Genomic DNA, 26,960 nt, shown 5'->3' on the forward strand with positions numbered 1-26,960 from the left:
TGCTGAACAGGAAACATCAAACGGCAAAGGAATGTAAGAGAAATATAAAGGAACTGAAAACAATGATGAAACAGATGAAATACGAAGCGACACAAGAGTTTGAGAGGCTCGCATAGACAATAAGCGACTGGTTTACGCCAATAATCCGAATGTGGAGATTTACGAAAAATAACGGAATAACCGAGGGTTTCCATAGGAAAATAAAACTGATACAACGAATGGCTTACGGTTATAAAAACTTTGAAAATTACAGATTGAGGGTCTTGGTTCTATGCGGCCTCTTTCACTAAAATCCACTCTCTTTGGTGTTGACACAAAAGATTTTTCTTGGTTTTGAACTTTGTCTTGGTTGGTTTTCAATTCCTTTGCCAATCAACAAAAAACCGTCCGAAGCATAAGATTCGGACGGTTTTTATTACGAGGCATGGGTGGGAATCGAACCCACGGTGAAGCTTTTGCAGAGCCTTGCCTTACCACTTGGCTACCACGCCGTAATTTAAAGATAATAAGACAATCATATATTGTTTCGTTAATCAAGCAAAAAAATAAAAACTCCGCCTTAAATTTTTTATTATTTTAAATCGGAGTTTGTTTTATCGTAAAAATTCATCATCTAATCGTTTTTTTCAAGTGCGGCAAAATTAGGATGTGCTATTCTTCCTCTTTGCTAATCATTAGATTTATTTTCCGTTTTTGCCTTATGCTTATTCAATAAATAATATCACTGTTTTTTATGGTGGGGGGTTTTGAAAAAACGGTTTTTGCGGGGCACAAAAAAAGGATTTCCAAATGGAAATCCTTTTTTGATTGATTGGGTATGATTACATCATTCCGCCCATGCCGCCCATTGAGGGATCCATTGCGGGAGCCTTCTTTTCTTCGGGCTTGTCGGAAATCATACATTCTGTTGTGAGGAGCAGTCCCGATACGGAGCATGCGTTTTGCAATGCCGTGCGGGTTACCTTTGTGGGATCGACAACGCCAGCCTTGAAGAGGTCTTCAAATTTGCCTGTCGCCACATTGTAGCCCATGCCGCCTTTGCTCTTCAAAACTTCTTTTACGACCAATGCGCCTTCTTCGCCCGCGTTTGCGCAGAGCTGGCGGAGAGGAGCTTCGATTGCGCGGCGAACGATTGCCGCACCTATTGCTTCGTCTCCTTCGAGGGTTGCCGTCAATGCGTCGATTGCCTTTGCGGTGCGCAAGAGTGCGACTGAACCGCCTGCCGAGATGCCTTCTTCGACTGCCGCTCTTGTAGCGTGCAATGCGTCGTCAACGCGCATTTTCTTTTCCTTCATTTCGGGTTCTGTTGCAGCCCCTACATTGATGACTGCCACGCCGCCTGCGAGTTTTGCGAGGCGTTCCTGCAACTTTTCACGGTCGTAATCGGAAGTTGTTTCTTCGATTGCCCTGCGGATTTGCTTTACGCGCGCCTGAATGTCGCTTGCCTTGCCGCAGCCTTCAACGATTGTCGTGTTTTCCTTGGAAACTGTGATGCGCTTTGCCTTGCCCAAGTCTGCAACCTGAACGTTTTCGAGCTTGATGCCCAAGTCTTCGGTGATGCAGCGTCCGCCCGTCAAGATTGCGATGTCTTCCAACATTGCCTTGCGCCTGTCGCCAAAGCCGGGAGCCTTAACTGCGCATACGTTCAATGTGCCGCGCAAGCGGTTTACAACCAATGCAGCCAGTGCTTCTCCTTCGACGTCTTCTGCGATAATCATCAAGGGTTTGCCTGTTTTGGCGACCGCTTGGAGAATCGGGAGAAGATCGGAGAGGTTGGAGATTTTCTTTTCGTTAATCAAGATGTAGGCGTCTTCGAGAACCGCTTCCATTGTGTCGGCATTGGTTACGAAGTAGGGAGACAAATAGCCCTTGTCGAACTGCATACCTTCGACAACGTCGAGGTATGTTTCGATAGACTTTGCTTCTTCAACAGTGATTGTGCCGTCTTTGCCAACCTTGTCCATAGCGTCGGCGATGATGTTGCCGATTTCGTTGTCCCAGTTAGCGGAGACTGTTGCGACCTGGCGGATTTCTTCGCGGTCTTTTACGGCTTTTGAATTTTTGTGGAGTTCGGCAACAGCCGCTTCAACAGCCTTGTCGATGCCGCGCTTCAAGAAAATCGGGTTGCAGCCCGCAGATACATTGCGCAAGCCTTCGCGGTAGATTGCTTCAGCCAAAACAGTCGCGGTTGTGGTGCCGTCGCCCGCATTGTCGTTTGTGCGCGATGCAACTTCTTTTACCATCTGCGCGCCCATGTTTTCAAAAGCGTCTTCAAGCTCGATTTCCTTTGCGACAGTCACGCCGTCCTTTGTCACCATTGGAGCACCGAACTTCTTGTCGATTAAGACGTTTCTGCCTTTCGGGCCGAGGGTCGTTTTTACTGCCTTTGCAAGAATTTCAACGCCTTTTAGGATTTTCTTTCTTGCGGGTTCATCAAATACCAATTGTTTTGCCATTTTGTTTTTCTTTCCGTTTATTTAAATTATTTGAGGATTGCCAAGATGTCGTCTTCGCGGAGCAGGGTGAACTTTTCATCGCCCGCCTTTACTTCTGTGCCGCCGTATTTTGCAATCAAAACTTTGTCGCCGACTTTGACTTCAAAAGCGGCTTTCTTTCCGTTTTCGTCAGTCTTGCCCGTGCCCAAAGCGACGACTTCCGCTTCCTGGGACTTTTCTTTTGCGGCGTCGGGAATGATGATGCCGCCCTTGATTTGTTCTTTTTCTTCGACCTGTTTTACCAAAACGCGGTCGCCGAGAGGTTGGATGTTTATTTTTGCCATAATTATTTTTCTGTTAAAAATTAAATAGAAATAAAAATTGAATGAAAACAAAAAATGCCGCGGCTTACAAAGCTTTTTTTAACTTTGCAAGCCTGCTTGGCAATTTTTTACTTGTTGTCTTTCTTTTCGTCGTCCACGACTTCAAAGTCGGCGTCAACCACGTCGTCCTTCTTTGCCGAGGCGTCGGAAGCCGATGCGCTTGAGGATGCGCCCGCATTTTGCGCGCCTGCGCCCGCCGCCTGCTGGGCAGCTTGGAATGCCGCGGCGTTTTCCTGAATGAGCTTTGTCAGCTTTTCGGATTCCGCCTTTGCTTCTTCCTTGGTCAAGTCCGATTTTTCCAAGACCTTGCGGGCGTCTGCAACTGCGGTTTCAAGCTTCGATTTCACGTCGGCCGGGAGCTTGTCGCCTGCTTCTTTTACCTGTTTTTCGATTTGGTAAGAGAGGTTGTCCAGCTCGTTTTTGGCTTCGACGGTTTCCTTAATCTTCAAGTCTTCGGCGGCGTTCATTTCCGCTTCCTTCTTCATTCTTTCGACGTCTTCCTTTGAAAGTCCGCTCGAGCCTGTGATGGAAATCTGCTGTTCCTTGCCCGTGCCCTTGTCCTTTGCGGAGACGTGGAGAATGCCGCTTGCGTCGATGTCGAAGGTGACTTCGATTTGCGGAAGTCCGCGCGGAGCAGGAGCGATGCCGTCCAAGCGGAAATTACCGAGCATCTTGTTGTCTTTTGCCATCGGGCGTTCACCCTGCAAGATTTTGATGTCAACCGCCGTCTGGTTGTCGGCGTAGGTCGAGAAAATCTGCGTAGCCTTCTTCGGAATTGTGGTGTTGCGTTCAATCATCGGGGTTGAAACGCCGCCTGCGGTTTCGATTGAAAGGGTAAGAGGTGTTACGTCCAACAAAAGAACATCGTTTACATCGCCTTGCAAGACGCCGCCTTGAATTGCCGCGCCTCTTGCGACGACTTCGTCGGGGTTAACGCCCTGATGCGGTTTCTTGCCTGCCAATTTTTCGGCAAGCTCAACGACTGCCGGCATGCGGGTCATACCGCCTACCAAGACGAGTTCATTGATGTTGGAAGAAGTGATGTCGGCGTCTTTCAAGCACGCTTCAAACGGCTTTACTGTCCTTTGCAGGAGGTCGCTTGTGAGCTGTTCCAATTTTGCGCGTGTGAGAGTTACGTTCAAGTGTTTCGGTCCTGTCGCATCTGCGGTGATAAACGGCAGGTTGATGTCTGTCTGCTGGGAAGTCGAAAGCGCGATTTTCGCCTTTTCCGCTTCTTCACGCAAACGCTGGAGTGCCATCGGGTCGTTTTTGAGGTCGATGCCGTTTTCCTTTTTGAAACCGTCAACCAAGAAGTCGATGATTGCCGCGTCCCAGTTGTCGCCACCGAGCTGTGTGTCGCCGTTTGTGGCCTTCACTTCAAAGACCCCGTCGCCGATTTCGAGGACGGAAATATCGAAAGTGCCGCCGCCCAAGTCGTAAACCGCGATGGTTTCATCGCTTTTCTTTTCAAGGCCGTAAGCCAAAGACGCCGCTGTCGGCTCGTTGATGATTCTCATTACTTCCAAGCCCGCGATTGTGCCGGCGTCCTTTGTCGCCTGTCGCTGGGCGTCGTTAAAGTAGGCGGGAACCGTAATGACAGCCTTCGTCACCTTTTCGCCAAGATATGTTTCCGCGTCGGCTTTCAGCTGTTGCAAAACCATTGCGGAAATTTGTTCGGGAGAGAATTGTTCCTTTTTGCCGTTTACGTCGCATTCAATCAAAATTCCGTCATTTTTTCCTTTCAAAATGGTGTACGGGAAATTTTTGATTTCGTCTTGAACTTCCGCAAACTTGCGGCCGATGAAACGCTTTACCGAATAAATTGTGTTTTTTGGATTTGTGACAGCCTGGCGTTTTGCCGCCTGCCCGACAAGCCTTTCGCCTGTCTTTGAAAAAGCGACTACGGACGGAGTGGTTCTTGCGCCTTCCCTGTTGGGGATAACGACGCTTTCGCCGCCTTCCATAACCGCCATGCAGGAATTTGTTGTACCTAAGTCAATGCCTAATATTTTACTCATAATGCTTTCCTTTGTAGCACATTGCGTGCCATTTTATTTGTTTTTTATTTATGTTGTTGATTAAAAAGAGTTTTATGCCTTTATGATGCTTTCTTTGATTTTGTTCTGTCCCGCTTCTTGTCTCGACCGGTGAGACATTTTGTCGCGCCATGCGCGTTTTGTCTCTGTTTTTTGTGCTTTTTATGATTATTATAGCTTATCGGCAGCTTTAAAAAATATTTCGGATAAAAAATAAAATTCAAATAAAATGAATTGTTGTAATTGGCAAAAAAAGTGTAATAATGGCAAACTTTTAAAATAAGAATCATGAAAAAATTACGAGTAGGCGTGACTGGTGCTTCGGGTTATGCGGGCATCGAACTTATGAGAATTTTGGGCAGGCACCCCAATGTCGAATTGGCGGCGGTGACTTCGCGCTCGCTTGAAGGCAAGCCTGTAATTGAGGATATGCCGCTTTTAAGGCACATATTCTCGGACGATTTCAAGTTTGTAAAGTCCGACCCCGCAACTCAGGCAAAAATGGACGACATCGACCTTTGGTTCCTCGCTCTTCCACACGGCGTTGCGGCGGAGTATGCGCGCGAACTTTTGGCGGCGGGAAAGACCGTTATAGACCTTTCCGCAGATTTCAGGCTCGGCTCTCTCGAAAGATATTTGGAATTTTACAAGGCGGAGCATCCCGCGCCCGATTTGCTTAAACTTGGCAAATACATAATTCCCGAACTTTTCGACATCTCTAAATCCGATAAACTTATCGCATGCCCCGGGTGCTATCCGACAAGCATTTTAATGCCTCTCATTCCGCTTATGCGCGAACACGCCGTATCTGCAAGCGGGATTGTGATAGATTCTTACAGCGGAGTTTCGGGCGGCGGCAGAAAGGCGGATTTGATGTATTCTTACTGCGTCAGAAATGAAAGCATGACGGCTTACGGCTTGCCGAAGCACCGCCACTTATCTGAAATTGAAGAGCAGCTTTCAATAGCCGCGGGAAGCGATATTGTTGTCCAGTTCATTCCGCACCTTTCGCCGACTACGCGCGGAATATTCACTACTATAGTTCTCCCTGCCAAGTTTGAAGGCGTCGAGAAGGTCTATGAAATCTGGAACAAATATTACGCGTCCAAAAAATTCGTGAAGGTTTTGCCTTCGGGAAAACAGCCCGACACTCTCTATGTCAGCGGCACAAACCGCGTGGATATTTCCGCAGTCTATGATTCGAGGACAAAGAATTTGATAATCACAAGCGCGGTTGATAACCTCATTAAAGGCGCGAGCGGGCAGGCTGTCCAGATTATGAATTTGATGTTCGGCTTCGGTGAAGATGCTGGGCTTTTATAAAAAATTTTACCGCAAATTGCGAAAAGAAAGGATACAAAAATGAAACCTTATTCAATAGAAATTTCAGACAACTGTTCGGGTCTTGCCGAAGTTGACGGCTTTTCCCTCGCGGGTGTTGCCTGCGACATTCGCAACAAAAACGACATGTCGAGGCTCGACTTGGCTTTGGTCAAGCTCGAAAAACCCTCTGCCGCCGCAGGCGTATTTACAACAAACGACGTAAAGGCGGCTCCCGTTCTTACGGACATTGCGCACCTTTCGCGCACGCGTACAATATCTGCAATCGTGGCAAACAGCGGTAACGCCAACGCCTGCACGGGCGAAGAAGGCTTGCGCGACGCTTCCGAAATGTGCGCGAAAGTCGCGGCGGGGCTTAGCGTTGACAAGACGCAGGTTTTGGTCTGCTCTACGGGCAGAATTGGCGAAAGAATGCCGATGGAAAAAGTTTCAAAAGGCATTGAAGAGGCTTTAAAACAGGCAGCCCCCACAAAAGAAAACGGCTTGAAGGCTGCAAACGCAATTCTTACGAGCGATACCAAGATAAAAGTGGTTTGCGCGAAAGTGTTGTGCGAAGGCAGAATGTTCACTGTTGCCGGAATGGCAAAGGGCGCGGGCATGATTGAGCCTAACATGGCAACGATGCTCTGCTTTATCGGCTCCGACGTTGACGCAAGCCAGTCAACAATAAAGCAGGCGCTTTCATTCGCCGTTTCAAAAAGCTTTAACCGCATAACAATCGACGGCGACATGTCGACAAACGACACCGTACTTGCGGTTTGCTCCGCAAAAAGCGGAATCTTGGTAGAGCCAAACACTGTTTTCTTTGAAGCTTACAAAGATGCTCTTACTGCTGTTTGCAGGGAGCTTGCCCGCAAAATCGTAGCCGACGGCGAGCGCATAACAAAGGTTGTTGAAATGCGCGTAAAGGGCGCAAGCTCTTCCGAGCAGGCGGAAAAAATTTGCAGGGCGATTTGCAATTCGCTCCTTGTCAAGTCATCATGGTACGGGTCGGACCCGAACTGGGGCAGGCTTGCCGACGCCGCGGGCTATGCGCGCACGGGCTTGGATTTCTCAAAAATGGATTTGCATTACGACAACATTGCAGTCTTAAAGCAGGGCGAACCTCAAGTTCAGAACAAGGCGTCTTGGAAGGAAGTCGTTTCAAGAAAGGAATTTGTCATTACGATGAATTTGAACTTGGGAGATTTTGAGGAATCATTGCTCACGACCGACTTGTCGGAAGCGTATGTTGATTTCAACAAAGGCGAGTGATGGAAGCGCACATTGAATCAAGCTCGAAAAAGGCGGGCGTCTTGATAGAGGCATTGCCTTACATCAAGAAATTTCAGGGGCAGACTTTTGTGGTAAAGTACGGCGGAGCTTTTATGGACGACCCCGACCCCGAACTTCGCAAGCGCGTTGCGCAGGATATTTCTTTGCTTGCGGCTGTCGGCATAAACGTTGTTGTGGTTCACGGCGGCGGCAAGGCGATATCGAGAGCGATGGCAAATTCAGGCTTGAACGTCGAATTTAAAAACGGCATGAGGGTTACCGACGACGCCGCGGTAAAAATTGTAGAAAACGTCTTGAATAAGGAAGTAAACGGCGAAATTTGCGAGCTTTTGAAGTCCTGCCACAGCTCTCCGTTTTCGATAGCGGGCAACAAGGTTTTCAAGTGCAGAAAGCATTTTTCGCATGACGCCGACGGAAACGAAATCGACTTGGGCTATGTCGGGCAGATTTCCGAAGTCGATGCCGACATAATTAACGGCATTCTTCTTCAGGGAAAAATCCCCGTAATTTCTCCAATCGCAATTGGCGAAAGCGACAACCACGCCTACAACACAAATGCCGACGTTGCGGCGGCGGCGGTTGCGGCGGCGTTGAAGGCGCGCAGGCTCGTCTTTTTGTGCGACATCGCAGGTCTTTTGCGCAACCCGAAAGATCCTTCAACTCTTATTTCAACCTTGCACGTTGACGAGGTTGAAGATTTGAAAAAGCAAGGCATTATAGGAGGGGGAATGCTCCCGAAAGTGGACAGCTCCGTTGCGGCGATAAAGGCGGGAGTGCGTAGAGTGCACTTTATTGATGGCTACATGCCACATAGCCTTCTTCTTGAAATATTTACCGACAAGGGCATTGGAACGGAAATTACAACTCATTGAGATTATGAAAGTTTCTGAGAAATACGAAAAATACGCGGTGGGCAATTACGGCAAACGTTCGATTACGCTTGTAAAAGGCAAAGGCGCGCATGTTTGGGACGAAAACGGCAAAAAGTATCTCGACTTCGGCGGCGGCATTGCGGTTTTGAGTCTCGGGCATTGCAACAAAAAGCTGGTTGACGCGCTCATTAAGCAGGCAAACACGCTTGGGCATTGTTCCAATCTTTACATGCACGCGCCGCAGGCAGACGCGGCGGAGCATCTCGTAAAAGAGATGGGGAAAGGCAAGGTGTTCTTTTGCAATTCGGGCGCGGAGGCAAACGAGGCATTGTTGAAAGCCGCCCGCTTGAACGGCAAAAAATTGTCGGGCGAAGAGGGCAGGAAGTTTCGTGTGATTGTTGCCGTAAACGGCTTTCACGGCAGGACGCTCGCCACATTGTCTGCAACCGCTCAGGAAAAAATCCAAAAGGGGTTTTCTCCGCTCATGCCTGAATTCAGCTATGCGGAATTTAATAACTTAAAATCCGTTGAAGATTTGATGGGCGACGACGTTGCCGCAGTTTTGGTTGAGCCTATACAGGGCGAAAGCGGAGTCTTGCCCGCCACAAAGGAATTTTTGCAGGGCTTGCGCTCTCTTTGCGACAAGCACGGCGCAATGCTCATGTTCGACGAAGTTCAATGCGGCGTCGGGCGCACGGGCAAATTCAGCGCGTCTAAAAAGTTCGGTGTTAAGGCGGACGCAATTTCAATGGCAAAGGGGCTTGGCGGAGGTTTCCCGATTGGCGCAATTTGGCTTTCCGAGAAGTATCAGGACTTGTTTACACCCGGGTCTCACGGTACGACTTTTGGCGGAAATCCGCTTGCTTGCGCTTGCGCAAACGCCGTAATGGACGAAATCGACTCGAAAAAGCTTTGCCAAAACGCTGAAAAGCTCGGCAAAAAGCTGCTTTCTTCATTGCAAAAAATCGCAAAAAAATATCCGCAGAAGATTAAGCTTGCAAGGGGAGTCGGCTTGATGATAGGCGTGCTTTTTCAGGATAATTACAAGAATGCGGACGTCTGTTCCGCGCTTATTAAAAACGGGCTTATTTTAGTGCCTGCGGGGTCGAATGCATTGCGCCTTTTGCCTCCGCTTAACATAAAGGAATCCGAAGTAAATTCGGCGCTCAAAATATTTGAAAAAACAATATCTGAAATATGAGATCATTTTTAAGAGAGACAGATTTTAGCTTCGACGAGGCTAAGGAAGTGTTTAACATCGCAAGCCGCTACAAGAAAATCCGCGGCGCGGGCAGGCTCGACGTTTTGAAAGACCAGTCGTGGGGCTTGATTTTCTTCAAGAAAAGCACGCGCACACGCCTTTCTTTCCAGACCGGCGTCTATGAATTGGGCGCAAATCCGATGGTTTTGGAAGCCGATGACTTGCAGATTTCGCGCGGTGAAACCATTGAGGACACCGCAAAAGTAATGGGCAGGTATTTGCACGGCATCGTAATCAGGGCATTCGGGCATGACGTTGTTGAAGACTTCAAAAAATACTCGGGCATTCCCGTAGTAAACGCGCTTACAGATGCTCTACACCCTTGCCAAAGCTATACCGACATCTTTACGATGATGGAGCACTTTGGAAACGGCAACCCGACTCTTGAAGCAATAAAGGGCAGGAAGTTCGTGTTTTACGGAGATACTGCTTGCAATATGGCTTATTCTCTCGCGCTTGCAGGTGGAATGTTCGGCTTGGAAGTCGTTTTGAGCGGCCCCGAAGAATTCCGTCCGACAAAGGAGCTTGACAAGTTCTTTGAAGACGCAAACTTAAATCCGACTTGGACTTTCGAGCCTGATCCCGAAAAGGCAGCAAAGAATGCCGATGTCCTTTACACCGACGTATGGGTCAGCATGGGAAAAGAAGCAGAAAAGGCGGAGCGCATCAAAACGATGTCGCCTTACCAAGTAAACGAAAAGCTTTTCGCAAAAGCCAAAGACAGCGCAATATTCATGCACTGCCTGCCCGCACACGCAGGCGAAGAAGTAAGCGCAGGCGTCTTAAACAGCAAAAAGGCGATAATTTTCGACGAAGCCGAAAACCGCCTGCATGTTCAAAAGGCGATTTTGACGGGGCTGAAATTCTGACGGATTTCAACAAATTTTCAATATGGCTTTGGAAAAACTCCAAAGCTATATTTTTTTGTACCTTTGCCTTACGGCTTCAAAAAGAATAAGGGTTGCGGCTATGTTGACGTTGAGGCTGTCGGCTTGACCGAGCATCGGAAGCTTTACGATTTCATCGCACCTGTCTATTATGTCCTGCGGAAGACCGTCTTTTTCAGAACCCATTACGATTGCAGAAGATTCTTTAAAATCGCAATCCCATACGATTTTTGTCGCGCCGAGAGCCGCGGCGTAGGTTTTTATGCCGTTTGCTTTAAGAAAATCAAAAATTTCGCCCTCGCTTGCCTCCGCGATTTTAAGCGAAAAAACCGCGCCCTGCGACGCCCTTATGACGGAGGGGTTGAAGATGTCGGTTATCGGGTTTGAAAGCAAGACTGCGGTCGCTCCCGACGCGTCGGCGGAGCGCAGCATTGCGCCGAGATTGCCTGGTTTTTCAATTCTGTCGGCAACCAAAATCAGCGCGGGCTTGTCTTGGGGAAGAACTATTTCTTTCAGCGAAGTTTTCCACTGTTCGCAAACGCCGAAAATGCCGTCGCAGCCCTCGCGGTTTGAGATTTTTTCAAACGCTTGTTCTGAAACCCTGCAAAGCGGAATTTTCCCGCGCACCGACGTGATAAAACCACTGTGCTCCAAGCTCTTGAACATGTCGGGGCAAAAATAAATTTCCTTAACTTCGACTCCCGCCAAAATGCACCTTTGAAGCTCCCTGAGCCCCTCTACGGCGAAAAGTCCGAGCTTTCTTCTGCCCGAACGCTCTTGAAGTCTTGACAACGCCTTTATTCGTGGATTTTGTTTGCTTTGTATAAACTCTTCTTCCATCTGAAAAATCTTTTGAGCGCAATTAGAATAAAAAAAATAAACTTTTGCAATGGATAACTTTTCCAAAAACTCTTTTGAAGCTCCGCGCAATTTCAAGGCGGGGCATTTTGAATACCACCAGGAAATAGAACTCGACATCGACGACATAACGAATTTGGGCTTTGGCGTCGGCAGGGTTGACGGCTTTGTCGTGATGGTGCCTTACGCATTGTCGGGAGAAAGGGTGCGCGCCCGCGTATTCCGCAATCAAAAAAATTATGCAGAGGCCGATTTAATTGAAGTCATTAAGCCGTCGCCTGACAGGATTAAGCCGAAGTGTGCGCTCTTCGGGGTTTGCGGTGGTTGCCAGTACCAGCATTTAAGCTACGAAGCACAGCTTAGGTGGAAGCAAAAGCAGATAAAAGACTTGATGGAGCGCATAGGGGAAATCAAGGACGCCAAAGTCGAGCCGACGCATCCATCACCCGCGATTTTCGGCTACCGCTCCAAGCTTACCCCGCATTATGAGCGTCCGCGAAAAGACGGGGAGATGCCGATAGGCTTTATAATGCAGGGCAGGCGGAATGTCATAGTTGACGTGCCGCAATGCCCGATTGCGTCAAAGGCGATAAATGAAGCAATGCCCTCAATCCGCGATGAAATAAAAGCCCGCGCCAATACTTTTAAGCGGGGCGGAACGATTTTATTGCGCGACACATTGCAGGGCGTCATTACCGACAACCGCCAAGTTGCCTCAGAAAAAGTAGGGGAGCTTATATTGAAATTCGTAGCGGGAGAATTTTTCCAAAATAATCCATTTATTCTTCCCGAACTTTTGGATTTTGCAATTTGCGAGGCGAAAGGCTCAAAATATTTGGTTGATGCGTATTGTGGCGTCGGCGGTTTCGCTCTTTGGGGCGCAAGGCATTTTGAAAAGGTGATGGGCGTTGAAATCAGCGAAAATTCCATCTTGTGTGCCAAGGAAAATGCAAAATCAAACAATATTTCAAACTGCGAATTCATATCGGGCAAGGCTGAAAAAATATTTGCCGAAATTCCCTTTAAGGGAGAGGAAACTTCAATGGTAATCGACCCTCCTAGGGCGGGTTGCGACGAGGCTTTCTTGGAGCAGCTGATTGCGTTTTCGCCCAAAAAGCTGGTTTATGTTTCGTGCGGGCCCGACACGCAGGCGAGGGACTTGAAGTATCTCGTTGCAAGGGGATACAATATCTTGAAACTGCAGCCCTTCGACCTCTTTCCACAGACAAGGCACGTTGAAAACGTCGCGGTTCTCGAAAAAGTCAGCTAAAAATTATTTTTGACTAAAAAGGGGTTTTTAAAGTCATTTTTCAAGACCGACTTTGAAAGTTTTTTGCCGCCGTCTTTTAGGAGCGGGCAGTGCGCGAATTTCGGCGGAGTCTTGCCAAAGGCGCGGTAGAGAAGAATTTGCCGCGCCGTGCTTAACAGCAAGTCGCAACCTCTCACAACTTCCGTGATTTCCATGTCGATATCGTCGGAAACCACTGCAAGCTCGTAGCTTGGTTCTCCCGTTTTCCGCCAGACAAGGAAGTCGCCGAAGTCTGTTTGCGCGGTGAATTTTTGGCTACCCATAAGCTCGTCGAAAAACTCGATGTCTTCTTTTTGCGGAACTTTAAATCGCCAGTTTGTCTTAAAAATGTCTTTCGGCATTTCTATTTTTTCGGGTCGGAGTTCAATCGGGAAAATTGCTTCCGGAAAATCTGGGTTTTTTGAAATCGCAGCTTTCGATTTTATTTCGCTTCTGCTTGCGTATGACGGGTAAACAAGGTCTTTCGATATAAGAAATTCCAGCCTTTTTTTGTATAAATCAAGACGCTCCGATTGAAAGTAGGGGGCGAATTTTCCGCCTGCTCCCGCGCCTTCGTCCCATGAAATTCCCGCGGATTTCAAGTCTTTAAAAATTTGGTCAACGTAAATTTTGCGAACGCGCGAAGAGTCGATGTCTTCAACCCTTAAAACTATTTTTCCGCCCGCCTTTTTTGCCCTTTCGCAGGCGGTTTTGAATGTCGCGACATGCCCAAGGTGCAGAAATCCCGAAGGGGTAGGAGCTATTCTTCCACGATATGGTTTTTCTTTGGACATAGGATTAAAAGTTGCAAATGTTTCTTTTAAAAAAAATCGAAATTGTTTTTTAAAAAAAAGCAAAGCTTTTCGGGAAATTATTTTTTTATTGGATTTTTATTTTAGAAATCAATTTTTTAGAAATTCTCTATCTTTCAAGGCGAGAAACTCCAAAGCTTACAGAAATAACCGGTTTGTGCGGTTTAGATAAAATCTAAAATGCAAGAATTAAGAAGGGTTTTCAAATAAAACCAGTAAATATAATTAAAACTTTTCTCATTTTTTTCTTGACGATGAGTGTGGAATTTTTTTAAAAAATAAAAATGATAATGAAAATCGTTATTGTATTTTACAAAATAGAAATACAAATGATTTTCTTTTAAAATCTAACACACAAAAGGAAATAAATCATGAAATCTATTACAACATTAGACTTGCAGTACGCTCACAGGTTTTACGGCTTTAAGGGCGAAGCTCAATATCTGCACGGGCATACGGGCATTTTGACAATCGAAGTCGAAGACAGCGTAAATGAGGGCGTCAATATGGTGTTTCCCTGCAATGAAATTAAAAAAATTGCATGGGAAACATTGAAAAACTTCGACCACTCTCTTATTTTAAGGCAAGACGATCCTCTATTGCCTGCGATTTTGGATGTCTATGAAAAACAAGGCATAAAAAATGGAACTCCCACGAACACAATGAAAGGATGCGCCTTTAAAACCGACCTTGCAACTGCTTATCCCGATTGCAGATTGGTTGTCACAAAAGAAACAATGACAGTCGAAGGAATGATAAAGATTGTTTATGAGCTTTTAAAAGACAAGCTGAACATCTCAAAAATCACCTTTACAAGCGGAGTTAACGCAGCAAGCGAAGAGTTTAAGCCAAGCGAAACAAAAGACAGATGCCCGCTATGCGGAATTTTGATGAACGAAAAGGGCGTATGCCCGAAGTGCGGTTATAAAAAATAACCATGCCTTGCGCAAAATCGCAAAATATAAAAACGCAATATGAAAATATTGCGTTTTTTTTGTGCCCGAAATTTAAATGCGTCGCGCTATTGAAAAATATTCCACGCCTTGACGCATTCTGCCAGAAACCAAAGCCCGATAAGAAACAGAATGATAAGCAATATCTTGCGAATCGATTTTCCTGTTTCTCCCGGTATGTCAAACCTGTCGAAGCGCGTTTCGTTAAACGTCTTCGGCTTTCTCATGGGATCAATCTTTTCGGCGGGGATTATATCCTTTTTGATGATAATCTTTTTGTTTCGGCGAAACATAATTTACATCTTTTCGATATATAAGCCCGATGTTATTTCGTCTATTTTCTGCATGTCGCTTTCGGATATTTCGCTGCTTGAAACGGCTTTTGCGCAGTCCTTTATCTGCTCGGGCTTGCTTGCGCCTATTAGCACGCTTGCGACCCTCTTTCTTTGCAAAAGCCAGCGTATCGCCATTTGAGAAAGGGACTGCCCGCGGGAATTTGCGATTTCGCACATCTTCTTGACAGCTTCAACTCTCGGGAAAATCGTTTCCTTGTTAAGCCATGGGTTTGTCGGTTCTCTTCCTGCGCGCGAGTCTTCGGGGATGCCGTTTACGTATTTGTTTGAAAGCAGACCCTGTTCCAATGGGGAGTAGCATACAAGGCTTAAATCTTCTGTGTCCTGCGCACCGTTTGATTCTATTCTTCTGTCGAAAATATTGTAGCGGACTTGGTTTACTATTAGCGGAACATTGCGCGACTTTGCGATTTCAAAGGCTTTTTGCGCGGATTTGCCGTCGTAGTTCGACACCGCAAGATATAGAGCCTTACCTTGCTTTACGGCGTCGCAGAGCGCGTTTATGGTTTCTTCAAGAGGGGTGTTGGGGTCGAAGCGGTGGGAGTAGAAAACATCGAAGTAGTCCAAGCCCGTTTTTCTCAAGCTTCTGTCGAGGCTTGCAATGACGCTTTTTTTTGAGCCCCATTCTCCGTACGGACCTTCGATGTCTTTATAGCCCGCTTTTGAGGTTATCAAAATTTCGTCGCGGTGGCTTGAAAGATGCTTTCTGAAAATTTCTCCCGCAACGATTTCGGCGGTTGATTTGCAGTAGTTGTTTGCAATGTCGAACATCGTTATGCCGCAGTCAAACGCTGTAAAAATCATTTTTTTGCAGTTCTCGAAATCTGCGTCTGTTCCGAAATTGTACCACATTCCAAGCTGCACTGCGGGGAGTTTTAAGCCGCTTTTACCTGCGTAGTTATACTGCATGTTGTCGTATCTTGATGAGGATGGTATGTAATTCATATATTTGCATTTTTTACGAAAGGTTTTTTATTGCAACAAATTTTTGGCTTTCAAACCGATTTTTAAAATTGCAAATTTGCGGATTTTTCAAAAAATCAAGCTCATTAACTTAAAGAGGAATGTATTTTATGTTTAAAAAAGTTTTGTTTTTGTCTGCCCTTTTGGGGGCGTCTTTTGCCTTTTCTCAGGATTTCGACATAAAAATTTGGGACGGCGTCAAAATGCCCGGCGATGTGTTTGAAAGAATTTCTGAAAAACAGCCCGACGGCAGAAATAAAAATACCGATGTTAAAATGTCTTATGAAGACGCAATCAAAAAGTTTGGCGCAAAGCCAAACAAGTCTTCGGGGCAGTACGGAATGCCAAACGAGGGCTTTCAAAGGGTTGTCGAGCCCACTCTTCGATGCTACAAGGCGAAAACCGAAAGCAAAAAGCCCGCCCCCGCAATCATAATCTGCCCCGGCGGAGGCTATGCGCACTTGGCTTACGGCAAGGAAGGCACTGACATTGCAAAATTTCTTTCGGAGGGGGGGACTACATGCTTCATTCTCGCTTACAGAATTCCCGGCAACAACCGCGAATGTGCGCTGATGGACCTTCAAAGAGCCATAAGGCTCGTTCGCAAAAACGCCAAAAAATGGAACGTCGATCCCGAAAAAATCGGAGTTATGGGCTTCAGCGCGGGCGGGCATCTTTCTGCGAACGCTTCAACCAATTACGGCAGGCAGACATACGCCCCACTGGATTCCGCCGACAGGCTTTCTGCAAAGCCTAATTTTACGGTTTTGATTTATCCCGCGTATTTGGCGGATAGGAAAACTCTTGCATTGTCGCCCGAAATAAAAGTGGATAAAGATACTCCGATGGCGTTTATCGCCCAGACGCAGGGAGACTTCCATTATGAAATGAGTTCGGTCGGCTACATGCTTGCGCTTCGCGCGGCGGGAGTTCCCGTTGATTTCCATTATTTTCACGACGGCGAGCACGGTTACGGCTTAAACGAAAAAAAACGCCCCGTTAAGGATTGGGGCGAGCTTTTAAAAACGTGGCTTAAAGCAAACAAGCTCGCCTTGTGACTTCTTGATTATTGCAGATGGGAAAGTTTTTTCTCTTATTTTGCTTGGTTTGCCCGTCTTTTGCGTTTCCCAAAGACATCTATATTTGGGACGGCGAAAAGATGCCCTATGCCGCCAAATCTTCAAAAAACGTTGGCGGAGGGGAGGAAGAGCGATATAGTGAAATTGCTTTTCCTTTTATGCGGTATTTTAAGGCTGAAAACAATAATGGCGAACCGACTGCGGCAGTCCTCATCTTGGGCGGCGGGGGATACAGACAGCTTGCTCTCCAAAAAGACGCAGTTCCTGCCGCAAAACTCTTGTCAAAAAACGGGCTTGCCTGCTTTGTGCTTGCCTACCGCCTGCCTGACAACCGCGACGGAGCATTGCAGGACGCTCGGCGCGCAATGCGCCTGATATATAAAAACGCAAAAGCTCTCAATATCGACCCTGAAAAAATCGGCGTGATGGGTTTTAGCGCGGGCGGTCATTTGGCGGCGCGCCTTTCAAACGAGGATATGGATTTTTATGAAAAGCTTGACGGCGCGGACGATTTTCCAAAAAAGGCGGCATTTTCAGTCTTGATATATCCCGCATATTTGGCGGACAAAGAAACTCTCGAATTGTCTTCCGAAATCAAGGCATCTCAAAAATCCCCCCGCGCGTTTATAATGCAGACTCAGGACGACAAGGCTTACGAGGCAAGCTCAGTCTCATATATGCTTGCGCTTCGCAAATTCGGAGTGCCTGTCGATTTTCATTATTTTCACAAGGGCGGGCACGGCTACGGATTGGGAATAAAGGGTGTTCCCGCAAGCGCGTGGGCGGATTTGCTTTTGGAATGGATGCGGTTTAATAAATTCGCAAACTAATTTTTGTGTTGAAGATTTTACTCCGCTAAAAAAGAATAGTGAAAATTTTTATTTATGGCAAAAATCATCGCGATATTTTCTTTTCTCGCCGCAGTGGTTGCAATCGTTTTGATGGCAGTCGGCGTGCGCACTTCTAAAACTCTAATGCCCCCCAAGCCCGAAGGGCACTTGGCTTTGGCTGTTCCCATGCAGTCGGGCAAATGGAAAGGGGAAGACACTCCGCTTGGGGCAACCGAAGAAGTCCAAAGGGCGAGCGAAAACTTGCTTTCGGTAAACGAATATTTGTCGCGAAAATACACTTCGGGGAAATCTGAGTTCACGCTTTACATTTCATACTGGGCGCAGGGCAAGGAGTCTGTCGCAAAGGCTTCCACGCATGTCCCCGACAACTGCTGGGTGCGTAACGGCTGGAAAAATTTAAAGGATAAAAAATCCGACGGCAACGTATTTTATGTGGGCGGAAAAAAACTTAAGCCCTTTTACAAGCGCGAATTTGAAATAAAAAATCCAAGCGGCGAAGTCCAAAATCGAAAAGTAGCCTATTGGTATGTCGTAAACGGCAAAGCCTACGATTTCGGCAGTGGCGAAACTTCAATTCCAAGCCCGACAAAGTATGTGCAAAATATGATCAGGCAAAGCCAAGAGGGCATACCCGAGCAGTACTTCGTAAGGGTTGACTCCTCTTCTCCAATAGAAGAAATATTTGAAGATGCAGATTTTCAGAAAATCCTAAACGTATTGGGCGAACTTGTTTTATTTGAAAAGGACGGCGAAACGGAGGCAGAAAAATGAAACTTCCCAAATTCTTGGAAAAATACGAATTTTTCAGAATGCCGAAAATCGCAATTTTGTTTGCGTTTTGCGCGCTTGTGATGGTTGCCGCGATAATCGAGCCTCTGTCAAAAAATTGGAGCGGAAGGCAGGATTACGCCTTCGGATATTTGATGCCGTTTTTCGCATTGTATGTTTTGTACGACAGATGGGGCAAAATTTTCGGATACTTTAAAAATCCGTCCGTCGAAAGCAAAAAATATTCTGCCGCCGACATTATTATAATTTTGTTTTTCGGCGCGATGTTCTTTTGCGGAATAACAACTTATTTGTTCGGAGTCTTCTTTTATGCGGTGTCGTCAAACTTCGGCGCGCCCACATTTATTGCGACTTTCGGCTTTTCGTTCTCGGCGTTTGCAATGGCGTTTTTCGCGGGGGAAAAAAATCTTTCGGGAAGCCTGATGCCCGTAGGGGAGCGCGTAAAATTCGCGGGGCTTTTCATGTTCCCGTGCTTTGCCTGGCTTGTGTCGGCTCCGATATTTGAAGTGATAGAAAACAAAATTAGCTTGTTTTTGCTAAGCATAGTTGCGGCAATAGTATATAACGTAATGGATATGCTTGGTTACGTCGTGACATTGAGCGGAAATACGCTGACTTTCCCGAACGGCTCTGTGGGCGTGGCGGACGCTTGCAGCGGCATACGCTCACTAACCGCTTGCCTCTTCGCAGGGTCATTCCTTGCCGCAGTGTTTTTGGATAAACTTTGGAAGAAAGTTCTGCTTGTGGCGTTTTCAATGGTTTTTGCATTCATAAACAACGTGATAAGGGCGATGTTCCTTTCATTTTGGGCTTACACAAACGGACCCGATTCAATCAGCGGCTTCGTGCATGACGCGGCAGGCTATTTTGTGATGATTATGACGATTGTCTGCCTGCTGCTTTTAATGCCAATCTTCCAGTTTAGTGCAGTGCCGCCCGAATTTCGCGACAAGGAAAACGGCCGCGGTAATGATTGATTTTGCGCACATTATAAAATAAATCGGCAAAAAGGCGGCTGAAAATTTGTTAATTGCTCTGTTTAAGTTTTGCCGATGTTAGAAAACACCCAAAATCCCTTTTATTTAAAAGGGATTTCAGCATTTTGGTAGCCGTATTAAGAATACGGTTGTTTTTTTATTAGCGCAATATGATTAAAATCAAAAACTTAATTTTTTTAAACAAAACAAAATCAAGACAACCCGCAAAATCTATTTTCAAATATTCTTTGGAATAAATAACTTATATTTTTGATTGACAACCTTATTCTTAATACGCATGCTTTTTTCGTAAAGATTTTACAATCAAGGATAAAATTATATGAAAAAAGTTTTGGCTTCATTTATGCTTTTTACTCCGTCGATGGATAATGGCAACAAAAGCGGAGGCATGGAATGGGTCATTCCCGAAACAAACAACAATCCGTGGACATGGCGCCTTCTAACCAAGTCAACGGAACAGGGAACAGTTGACGACACTTATACAATGCTAAACGGCAACGTTACCGTCGTTCCCGAACCCTCAACCTACCAGCAATCTTCGGCGCATTGGTTGCAATGCTAAGCATCGCAAGACGTCGAAATTAATAAGAATCTAAATGAAAATAATATACTAAATAGGTAAAATAAAATTTTTATTTTAGCATATTGTTTATTTTTATAAAATGAATATAAAAATGATAAATATGGGGTTTGGTGATTGTCTTGTTATAAAAGAAGGCAATCGCAAGTTATTAGTAGATTGTGGCAGTAAATATAAACAAAAATATAAAAATAGTCTTGTTTATGTAGACGTGTAAATATCTAAAAAAATATGAAAAATTTTATAATATTAAGTCTTGTTTTATTGGCATCAAATTTGTTTGCGGGGCAGGTTTTTTATGTTACCACAAGCGGCAGTGATTCAAATGACGGGAAGAGTTGGGTTACAGCGTTTGCAAATGTTCAGTCGGCTATAGATGCTGCTGCAAGGGTTGCAACTTCTGAAAGCCCATCGGAAGTATGGATAAGTAGAGGCACATACAAACATGGTAGTGCAATGACCATGAAAAATAACGTTGCAATTTATGGTGGTTTTGCAGGAACAGAAACAAGAAAAGAAGAGCGTGTAGTTGGTAATGAAACAATCCTTGATGGCGAAGGTGAATATAGAGTATTTTATAATAAATATACAAAATCAAATCCGCTTACAAATAGTGCAAAATTAGATAATGTAACGATACAAAATGGGTATTCAGCTTCCGACGACGGCGGTGGGATGTATAATTCTTCCTCGAGTCCGACGCTTACAAATTGCACGTTCAGTGGCAACAGTGCAAAATACGACGGCGGTGGGATGTATAATTCTTATTCGAGTCCGGTCTTGACAAATTGCACGTTCACCAACAACAGTGCTTCTCTCGACGGCGGTGGGATGCATAATTATTTCTCGAGCCCAACGCTTACAAATTGCACGTTCAGTGGCAACAGTGCTTCTTCCGACGGCGGTGGGATGTATAATATTTCCTCGAGTCCGGTATTGACAAATTGCACGTTCAGTGGCAACAGTGCTTCTTACAACGGCGGTGGGATGTATAATTCTGGAGGTAGTCCGGTGTTGACAAATTGCACGTTCAGTGGCAACAGTGCTTCTTCCGGCGGCGGGATGCATAATTATTTCTCGAGCCCAACGCTTACAAATTGCACGTTCAGCGGCAACAGTGCAGAAGACTACGGCGGTGGGATGTATAATCGCGGTTCCTCGAGTCCGACGTTGACAAATTGCATATTATGGGGAAATACCACGACATTTGGTGGTAATGAAATCTATAATTATGATTCATATAGTAAGCCAACAATAGACACTTGTATAATACAAAATGGTAAGAGTGGAATATATAATAGCGGTTATTGTACATTTACAACAGAACTAATAACAACAGACCCCAAACTAATGCCACTTGGCAACTATGGTGGCAGCGTGCAAACTTGCCCAGTAGGAGCTGGTAGTTCGGCAATAGGTACAGGTAAGGTTGTTGAAGGAGTTTCAACAGATGCACGAGGTTTTGCACGTTCTGAAACCGCACCAACAATAGGAGCTTGTGAATATAAGTCTGAATTTGACAATTGGGCAGAAAATGCTGGACTCTCAGGCTACAACGCAAAACCAACAGCAACTCCGCACAATGACGGGATAACAAATCTTGAAAAGTTTGTGTTTGGTTTGGATGGTAGTAGGGCAACTTCTTATGGGGCAAATCCAAACTTTAAGCATTCGGTGGAAGGCGGCGTTGCAAGCTTTCAATTCCCCGTTCGCAAAGACGCTTCAGGCATATCGGTAAAGCTTATGATGTCAAATGACATGTCAAATTGGGAAGAAGCTGATGCTGTTTCAATAGGGGAGAGCGGAGAGTTTAATTTGTTCAATTACTCTGTACCTCTTCCTCTTAATGGCAAGCTTTTCTTTAAGCTCAAAGTATTGGAAAAATAGCTTGTTTTAGTTTGGTAGATTTCCTTTGGGAGTAAAAAAAGATGGCGTCTTTTATGGCGTCATCTTTTCTTTTATGGTATTTTTAGTGGCTTGGTTTTGCTTTCGCAAAAATCAGTCTCTTTGCATTGCGCTTGAGAGGGTTTTTACGAAATTAATGGCGTTTTCGATTGCCTTGTCTTCCCCGTCTTCGATGCGGGTTTTATAGACTAAATCGACGAGCTTGCTGCCCACAATCACGCAGTCGGCGTTCATTGCCGCAAGGTGCGCGCTTTCAAAATTTGAAATGCCAAAGCCTGCGCCGACGGGCAGTTCTGATGCTTCGCGCACGTCTTTCAGGCGTTTTGCAAAGCCTTCGGGAAGTTTGTCCCTTATGCCCGTCACTCCCGCGACTGTCACATAGTATAAAAATCCCGAGCCTGTTTGCGAAATCTTTTTTACTCTTTTTAGCAGAGTTGTGGGGGAGGCTATTGCGATGAAGTCCAAACCGTTTTCTTTTAGGACGGGAACGACTTCCCCGCTTTCTTCAAGCGGAAGGTCGGCAACAAGCCATGCGTTTGCCCCCGAATTTTTTGTGCGCAGGGCGAGTTCTTCCAAGCCGATTTGCAGGAATGTGTTGAAGTATCCGAATATGATAAACGGGGTTTTTACGCCTTTTGCCCTCAGCCTTTTTACCATGTCCAGAATTTGCAGAATGTTTGTCTGCGACTGTAACGCTCTGTTGCTTGCTTCTTGGATTGTCTTGCCGTCCGCCATGGGGTCGGAAAACGGGACGCCGAGTTCTATTATGTCCGCGCCGTTTTTTGAGATTGCCTCGACGAGCCTTTCGGTAAAGCCTATATTCGGGTCGCCGCAGGTTACAAACAGGGCAAGTGCCGCGCGGTTTTTGTCTTTTAAATTTTTGAATGTTTGACTAATCATTTTTTTTGCCTTTCAGATAATTCATTACGCTTTCCATATCCTTGTCGCCCCTTCCCGAAAGGCATACGACAATGTTTTCGCCCTTTTGGCGTTTTTTTGCGTTTTTTATCGCCTGAGCGACTGCGTGCGAGGATTCGAGGGCGGGGATTATCCCTTCAAGCCTGCACAAAAGTTGGAAGGCTTCCACTGCTTCGTCGTCGTTTATGACTTCGTATTTCACTCTTCCGATGTCTCTTAAATAGGCGTGTTCGGGACCTATGCCGGGGTAGTCTAAACCTGCGCAGACTGAATGCGTGTTTTTTATTTGCCCGAATTCGTCCTGCAAAAGGTAGGTTTTGTTGCCGTGCAAAACTCCGACGCTTCCCGCGTTTAAGCTTGCCGCGTGCCTTCCCGTTTCGATGCCTTCGCCGCCCGCTTCAACGCCCGTTATTGCGACTTCTTTATCGTCCAAAAACGCGCTGAAAAGTCCTATTGAATTGCTTCCGCCGCCAACGCAGGCGATTGCTTCGTCCGGAAGTTTTCCGAAAGCTTTCAGGCTTTGGGCTTTGGCTTCCCTCCCGATTATCGACTGGAAGTGGCGCACGATTTGCGGATAGGGGTATGGCCCTGCCGCAGTTCCTATGACGTAGAAAGTGTTTTGGCAGGTTGCGACCCAGTTTCGCAGGGCTTCGTTCATCGCGTCTTTTAAAGTCGCGCTCCCCGCGTTTACGGAAATTAAGTTTGCGCCGAGCATTTTCATTCTATCGACATTCGGGGCTTGGCGGGCGATGTCTTCGCTTCCCATAAAGACGTCGCATTCAAAGCCCAAGAGGGCGGCGACGGTTGCGGTTGCGACCCCGTGCATTCCCGCCCCTGTTTCTGCGATTAGGCGTGTTTTGCCCATTTGCTTGGCAAGAAGAGCCTGTCCCAAGGCGTTGTTTATTTTGTGCGCCCCCGTATGGTTTAGGTCTTCGCGCTTCAAGTAGATGTTTGCGCCGCCGCAGTATTCCGTGAGCCTTTTGGCGAAGTAAAGCGGCGAGGGGCGCCCAACGTAGTCCTTTAAAAGGGCGTTGAATTCCGCCTTGAATTTTGCGGATTTTTTTGCTTTTGCGAACGTTTCTTCAAGTTCGCGCAGAGGTTCTGCGAGCGTTTCCGCAACGTATGTTCCGCCGTATATTCCATAGCGGGTTTTGTCGGATTTTTTTAGTGCATTCATTGTCGTTATGATTTTTGAAATATTTTTTTCACCTCTTTTGTCTTCCAGCGAGCTGTTCAAGTCGAGGGCGTAAGGTCTTGCTTTTTTAAAGGCTTCTTTTGCGTTTTTAGATGAAATTCCTCCCGCCAAAACAAGCTTTTTCATCGAGGATAGCCTGCCTGCCAAATCCCAGTTCGATGTTTTGCCCGAACCGCCCTGTCTTGCGTCCGCCACGATTATTTCGGCGGGGAATTTGGCGGCGGCGTTTACGTCGCTTTCGCTTTCAAGGCAAAATGCCTTCCATATTTTCGCCTTTGTTTTTTTTGCGAGAGATGCCGCGAATGCTTCGTCTTCGTTTCCATGGAGCTGTATTGCAAAAAGGTTTAGGCTTTTTTGGATTTTCAAAATAAAATCTTCGCTTTGGTTTTGAAAAACACCGACAAGCTTTGCGCCTTTTAGGCTTTTTGAAATCTTTTCGGCTTCTTGCGTTTCAATTTTGCGCGGAGAATTTTCGGCGAATATGAGCCCGATAAAGTCCGCGCCGCCTGCCTGCGCGGCTTGCGCCGCTTCAATGGTTTTTATGCCGCAAATTTTTATTTTCATAAGCCGAGCAGATTTTTTAATTTTTCGGGCGGATTTGCAGCTTCCATCAACGCCCCGCCTATCAGGCAGGCGTCGGCTTTTGCTTTAAACATAAATTCAAGCTCTTCATGGGTGTTTATTCCGCTTTCCGCAACTTTTTTGCAGTTATTCGGGATTAAATTCAACAGGTCTGAAACTGCCGACAAGTCCGTTTTGAACGTCGCAAGGTCGCGCGAATTTACGCCGATGATTTCAGCCCCGCATTCGGTTGCAATTTCGATTTCTTCCGCGCTGTGCGTTTCGGTCAAAATGTCTAACTCTATTTCCCTTGCGAAGTCGATGAGGCGTTTTAATTCGTCTTTTTTGAGCATTCTTGCGATGAGAAGAGCCGCGCTTGCGCCGAATAGTTTTGCTTCAAGAAGCTGGTATGGGTCGAAAATAAAATCTTTTCTTAAAATCGGGATTTTTACTTGTGATACTGCAATTTTCAGGTTATCCAAGCTTCCAAGAAAGAAGTTTTTTTCGGTCAGGACGGAAAGCGCGCTTGCCCCTGACTTTTCAAGCCCTCTTGCGAGGGTTTCGGGGTCGAAGTTTTCGCGTATGACTCCTCTTGATGGCGACGCTTTTTTCAGTTCCGCTATGATGGCGGGCTTTGAGTTTTTTTGCGTTAGCGCGTCTTTAAATGACGCTCTTAACGGCGCGTCTTTTAGCATCTGCTTTTCAATCGGGAAGCTTTTTTTCCGCAGTTCGACTTCGATTTTTTTCTTTTCTAAAATTTTATCAAGTATGTTCATTTTGCGTTTGAAAATTCAATGAGTTTTTCAAGTTTTTCGAGAGCCTTGCCCGATGAAAGCGAGTTTTCCGCGAGTGCATAGGCAGATTTAAAATCGTCGGCAAGCCCCGCCGATATTATTGCGCCTGACGCGTTTAAAAGCACAATGTCGCGCGCCGAGGAGAAATCTTTGTTTTCGAGAATAAGGCGCAGTCTCTTTGCATTTTCGCGGGCGTCGCCGCCTTTTATTTCGGAATTGTCGCCCGTTTTTCCGATTATTGTTTCGGGGCGGAATTCGTAGGTTTTAATCTCTCCGCCGCGAAGCTCGCTTATGCGTGTGGGGGCGGAAACTCCTATTTCGTCGAGTCCGTCCGCGCTATGCACTATCAATGCGCGGGAAGAGCCGAGCCTTTGCAGAGCCTGCGCGAAAGTTTCGGTAAGCTTTGCGTCGAAAACGCCCAAGAGCTGTCCCTTTGCGCCTGCGGGATTTACGAGAGGCCCCAGCATGTTGAAGATTGTGCGGAAGCCAAGCAGTTTCCTGACGGGCGTTGCGTATTTAAAGGCGGGGTGCATCTTTTGCGCGAATAGAAACGCAATGCCGTTTTCTTGCAGGCAGTGTTCCATCACGGTGGGGTGTGCGTCTATATTTACCCCGAGTTCCGACAGCACGTCCGCGGAGCCGCATTTGCTTGAAACAGAACGTCCGCCGTGTTTTGCGACATACGCTCCCGCGCCCGACGCCACGAATGCGGCGGTTGTCGATATGTTGAAGGTGTCGGCTCCGTCACCGCCCGTGCCGCAGGTGTCGATGGCAGGATGCGCGCTCGTGTTTATGAAAGCCGCCTTCTTCCTGATTGCCATGGCGGCTCCAACGAGCTCTTCGATGGATACGCCCTTCATGTTTTGCGCAACGAGAAACGACGCCGTTATGGCTTCTGGAACAACGCCTGACATTATCTCGTCGAAGACTTCCGCCGATTCAGCCCGCGTCAAGTTTTCTTTTGATATGCTTATTTTTTTTACGGCTTCGAGCGTTTTCATTTTTTTATCGAATTAACGAAGTTTGCAAGAAGGCGTTTGCCGCCCGAAGTCATGATGCTTTCGGGGTGGAACTGCACGCCTTCGATGGGAAGAGTTTTGTGTTTCAGAGCCATGATTTCGCCGTCTTCGGCTGTTGCGGTTATTTCGAGGCAGTCGGGCAAATTCGCGGAATTTACCGCGAGGCTGTGGTATCTAACGACGCTTAAAGGGGAGGGAAGCCCCTTGAAGACGCCTTGAAAGTTGTGTTCGATTTTTGAAATCTTGCCATGCATTATTTTCTTTGCGCCGACGATTTCTCCACCCAAAGCCTGCGCTATTGTTTGCATTCCAAGGCAGACACCGAACAGGCTTATTTTTCTTTGGGCGCAGAGGCTTACCATTTCAAGGCATACCCCCGCGTTGTCGGGATTGCTGGGTCCGGGCGAAATCAAAACCGCGTCGGGATTTAGTGATAGCATTTCCTCCGCCGTCATTTCGTCATTTCTAAGAACTTTCACGGGTTCGCCGAGCGTTTCCAAAAAATGGACGAGGTTATATGAAAAAGAGTCGTAGTTATCAATTAGCAAAATCAT

The 26,960-nt window shown here is 46.4% G+C and carries 25 protein-coding genes, 1 tRNA gene and 1 pseudogene; 14 read left to right on the plus strand and 13 right to left on the minus strand.

The genetic code is table 11. The features are described from left to right. Positions 1-128 precede the first annotated feature (128 nt). Positions 129-290: pseudogene (locus MOX91_RS04880) on the plus strand (transposase); the annotation flags it as partial. A 130-nt stretch (positions 291-420) separates the two neighbouring features. Here MOX91_RS04880 and MOX91_RS04885 read toward each other — a convergent pair. The 4 genes from MOX91_RS04885 to dnaK form a co-directional block, all read right to left on the minus strand. Next, positions 421-491 (minus strand) — tRNA-Cys (locus MOX91_RS04885). Positions 492-821: 330 nt separating this feature from the next. Further along, complete coding sequence (groL, locus tag MOX91_RS04890; protein WP_370396963.1) at positions 822-2,456, minus strand: chaperonin GroEL; 1,635 nt, start codon at positions 2,454-2,456, stop codon at positions 822-824. Between the two features lie 26 nt (positions 2,457-2,482). Beyond that, positions 2,483-2,779 (minus strand): co-chaperone GroES, encoded by a 297-nt coding sequence (locus tag MOX91_RS04895; RefSeq protein WP_370396964.1) that lies wholly within the window; start codon positions 2,777-2,779, stop codon positions 2,483-2,485. A 107-nt stretch (positions 2,780-2,886) separates the two neighbouring features. Continuing rightward, complete coding sequence (dnaK, locus tag MOX91_RS04900; RefSeq protein ID WP_370396965.1) at positions 2,887-4,836, minus strand: molecular chaperone DnaK; 1,950 nt, start codon at positions 4,834-4,836, stop codon at positions 2,887-2,889. 306 nt (positions 4,837-5,142) lie between these two features. Here dnaK and argC point away from each other — a divergent pair, with 306 nt between their 5' ends. The 5 genes from argC to argF are packed head-to-tail and all read left to right on the plus strand — an operon-like array spanning position 5,143 to position 10,472. Further along, positions 5,143-6,177 (plus strand): N-acetyl-gamma-glutamyl-phosphate reductase, encoded by a 1,035-nt coding sequence (gene argC, locus MOX91_RS04905; protein ID WP_370396966.1) that lies wholly within the window; start codon positions 5,143-5,145, stop codon positions 6,175-6,177. Between the two features lie 39 nt (positions 6,178-6,216). Next, a complete protein-coding gene (gene argJ, locus MOX91_RS04910; protein WP_370396967.1) occupies positions 6,217-7,449 on the plus strand; it encodes a bifunctional glutamate N-acetyltransferase/amino-acid acetyltransferase ArgJ in 1,233 nt (410 codons plus the stop codon). Next, complete coding sequence (argB, locus tag MOX91_RS04915) at positions 7,449-8,342, plus strand: acetylglutamate kinase (protein ID WP_370396968.1); 894 nt, start codon at positions 7,449-7,451, stop codon at positions 8,340-8,342. The genes argJ and argB overlap by 1 nt, the downstream gene beginning before the upstream one ends. A gap of 4 nt (positions 8,343-8,346) precedes the next feature. Next, on the plus strand, positions 8,347-9,543 hold the full coding sequence (locus MOX91_RS04920; RefSeq protein WP_370396969.1) for an aspartate aminotransferase family protein: 1,197 nt from the start codon (positions 8,347-8,349) through the stop codon (positions 9,541-9,543). Beyond that, complete coding sequence (gene argF / locus MOX91_RS04925) at positions 9,540-10,472, plus strand: ornithine carbamoyltransferase (RefSeq protein WP_370396970.1); 933 nt, start codon at positions 9,540-9,542, stop codon at positions 10,470-10,472. Before MOX91_RS04920 ends, argF begins: the two co-directional genes overlap by 4 nt. 45 nt (positions 10,473-10,517) lie before the next feature. Here the strand turns inward: argF and MOX91_RS04930 are convergent, their stop codons facing one another. Beyond that, a complete protein-coding gene (locus MOX91_RS04930; RefSeq protein ID WP_370396971.1) occupies positions 10,518-11,330 on the minus strand; it encodes a TrmH family RNA methyltransferase in 813 nt (270 codons plus the stop codon). Positions 11,331-11,379: 49 nt separating this feature from the next. On the opposite strand from MOX91_RS04930, the gene MOX91_RS04935 reads away from it, so the two are divergent. Beyond that, positions 11,380-12,618, plus strand: a complete 1,239-nt coding sequence (locus MOX91_RS04935) for a class I SAM-dependent RNA methyltransferase (RefSeq protein ID WP_370396972.1) — start codon at positions 11,380-11,382, stop codon at positions 12,616-12,618. On the opposite strand, the gene MOX91_RS04940 is transcribed toward MOX91_RS04935, so the two are convergent. Beyond that, positions 12,615-13,430 (minus strand): glutamate--tRNA ligase family protein, encoded by an 816-nt coding sequence (locus MOX91_RS04940; RefSeq protein WP_370396973.1) that lies wholly within the window; start codon positions 13,428-13,430, stop codon positions 12,615-12,617. The two genes, MOX91_RS04935 and MOX91_RS04940, sit on opposite strands and share 4 nt — an antisense overlap. Before the next feature lie 389 nt (positions 13,431-13,819). Here MOX91_RS04940 and MOX91_RS04945 point away from each other — a divergent pair, with 389 nt between their 5' ends. Then, positions 13,820-14,383, plus strand: a complete 564-nt coding sequence (locus MOX91_RS04945; RefSeq protein ID WP_370396974.1) for a 6-pyruvoyl trahydropterin synthase family protein — start codon at positions 13,820-13,822, stop codon at positions 14,381-14,383. A gap of 86 nt (positions 14,384-14,469) precedes the next feature. Here MOX91_RS04945 and MOX91_RS04950 read toward each other — a convergent pair whose 3' ends face one another. Further along, the gene (locus MOX91_RS04950) at positions 14,470-14,694 is read right to left on the minus strand and encodes a hypothetical protein (protein WP_370396975.1); all 225 of its coding nucleotides are present in this window, start codon (positions 14,692-14,694) and stop codon (positions 14,470-14,472) included. Between the two features lie 3 nt (positions 14,695-14,697). Next, positions 14,698-15,699 carry an aldo/keto reductase gene (locus MOX91_RS04955; RefSeq protein WP_370396976.1) on the minus strand — a complete coding sequence of 334 codons (1,002 nt, stop codon included), beginning with the start codon at positions 15,697-15,699 and terminating at the stop codon, positions 14,698-14,700. 128 nt (positions 15,700-15,827) lie between these two features. Here MOX91_RS04955 and MOX91_RS04960 point away from each other — a divergent pair, with 128 nt between their 5' ends. The 6 genes from MOX91_RS04960 (at position 15,828) to MOX91_RS04985 (ending at position 21,901) form a co-directional block, all read left to right on the plus strand. Then, positions 15,828-16,775, plus strand: coding sequence for an alpha/beta hydrolase (locus MOX91_RS04960; protein WP_370396977.1), 948 nt, complete (start codon positions 15,828-15,830; stop codon positions 16,773-16,775). A gap of 17 nt (positions 16,776-16,792) precedes the next feature. Then, positions 16,793-17,626 carry an alpha/beta hydrolase gene (locus MOX91_RS04965; protein ID WP_370396978.1) on the plus strand — a complete coding sequence of 278 codons (834 nt, stop codon included), beginning with the start codon at positions 16,793-16,795 and terminating at the stop codon, positions 17,624-17,626. A gap of 54 nt (positions 17,627-17,680) precedes the next feature. After that, on the plus strand, positions 17,681-18,418 hold the full coding sequence (locus MOX91_RS04970; protein WP_370396979.1) for an exosortase-associated EpsI family protein: 738 nt from the start codon (positions 17,681-17,683) through the stop codon (positions 18,416-18,418). Further along, on the plus strand, positions 18,415-19,413 hold the full coding sequence (locus MOX91_RS04975; protein ID WP_370396980.1) for an exosortase/archaeosortase family protein: 999 nt from the start codon (positions 18,415-18,417) through the stop codon (positions 19,411-19,413). The genes MOX91_RS04970 and MOX91_RS04975 overlap by 4 nt, the downstream gene beginning before the upstream one ends. A 340-nt stretch (positions 19,414-19,753) precedes the next feature. Further along, the gene (locus MOX91_RS04980) at positions 19,754-19,996 is read left to right on the plus strand and encodes a hypothetical protein (RefSeq protein ID WP_370396981.1); all 243 of its coding nucleotides are present in this window, start codon (positions 19,754-19,756) and stop codon (positions 19,994-19,996) included. A gap of 249 nt (positions 19,997-20,245) precedes the next feature. Further along, on the plus strand, positions 20,246-21,901 hold the full coding sequence (locus tag MOX91_RS04985) for a choice-of-anchor Q domain-containing protein (RefSeq protein WP_370396982.1): 1,656 nt from the start codon (positions 20,246-20,248) through the stop codon (positions 21,899-21,901). A gap of 111 nt (positions 21,902-22,012) precedes the next feature. Here the strand turns inward: MOX91_RS04985 and trpA are convergent, their stop codons facing one another. Genes trpA through MOX91_RS05010 form a run of 5 tightly spaced genes read right to left on the minus strand, consistent with a single transcriptional unit; the run spans position 22,013 to position 26,960 of the window. Further along, complete coding sequence (gene trpA / locus MOX91_RS04990; RefSeq protein WP_370396983.1) at positions 22,013-22,819, minus strand: tryptophan synthase subunit alpha; 807 nt, start codon at positions 22,817-22,819, stop codon at positions 22,013-22,015. Continuing rightward, positions 22,812-24,596, minus strand: coding sequence for a tryptophan synthase subunit beta (gene trpB / locus MOX91_RS04995; protein ID WP_370396984.1), 1,785 nt, complete (start codon positions 24,594-24,596; stop codon positions 22,812-22,814). The genes trpA and trpB overlap by 8 nt, the downstream gene beginning before the upstream one ends. After that, positions 24,593-25,369, minus strand: a complete 777-nt coding sequence (gene trpC / locus MOX91_RS05000; protein WP_370396985.1) for an indole-3-glycerol phosphate synthase TrpC — start codon at positions 25,367-25,369, stop codon at positions 24,593-24,595. Before trpC ends, trpB begins: the two co-directional genes overlap by 4 nt. After that, complete coding sequence (trpD, locus tag MOX91_RS05005; protein WP_370396986.1) at positions 25,366-26,388, minus strand: anthranilate phosphoribosyltransferase; 1,023 nt, start codon at positions 26,386-26,388, stop codon at positions 25,366-25,368. The genes trpC and trpD overlap by 4 nt, the downstream gene beginning before the upstream one ends. Beyond that, on the minus strand, positions 26,385-26,960 hold the full coding sequence (locus MOX91_RS05010) for an anthranilate synthase component II (protein ID WP_370396987.1): 576 nt from the start codon (positions 26,958-26,960) through the stop codon (positions 26,385-26,387). The genes trpD and MOX91_RS05010 overlap by 4 nt, the downstream gene beginning before the upstream one ends.

It is taken from the genome of Intestinicryptomonas porci, assembly GCF_033971905.1.
Lineage (GTDB): Bacteria > Verrucomicrobiota > Verrucomicrobiia > Opitutales > Intestinicryptomonadaceae > Intestinicryptomonas > Intestinicryptomonas porci.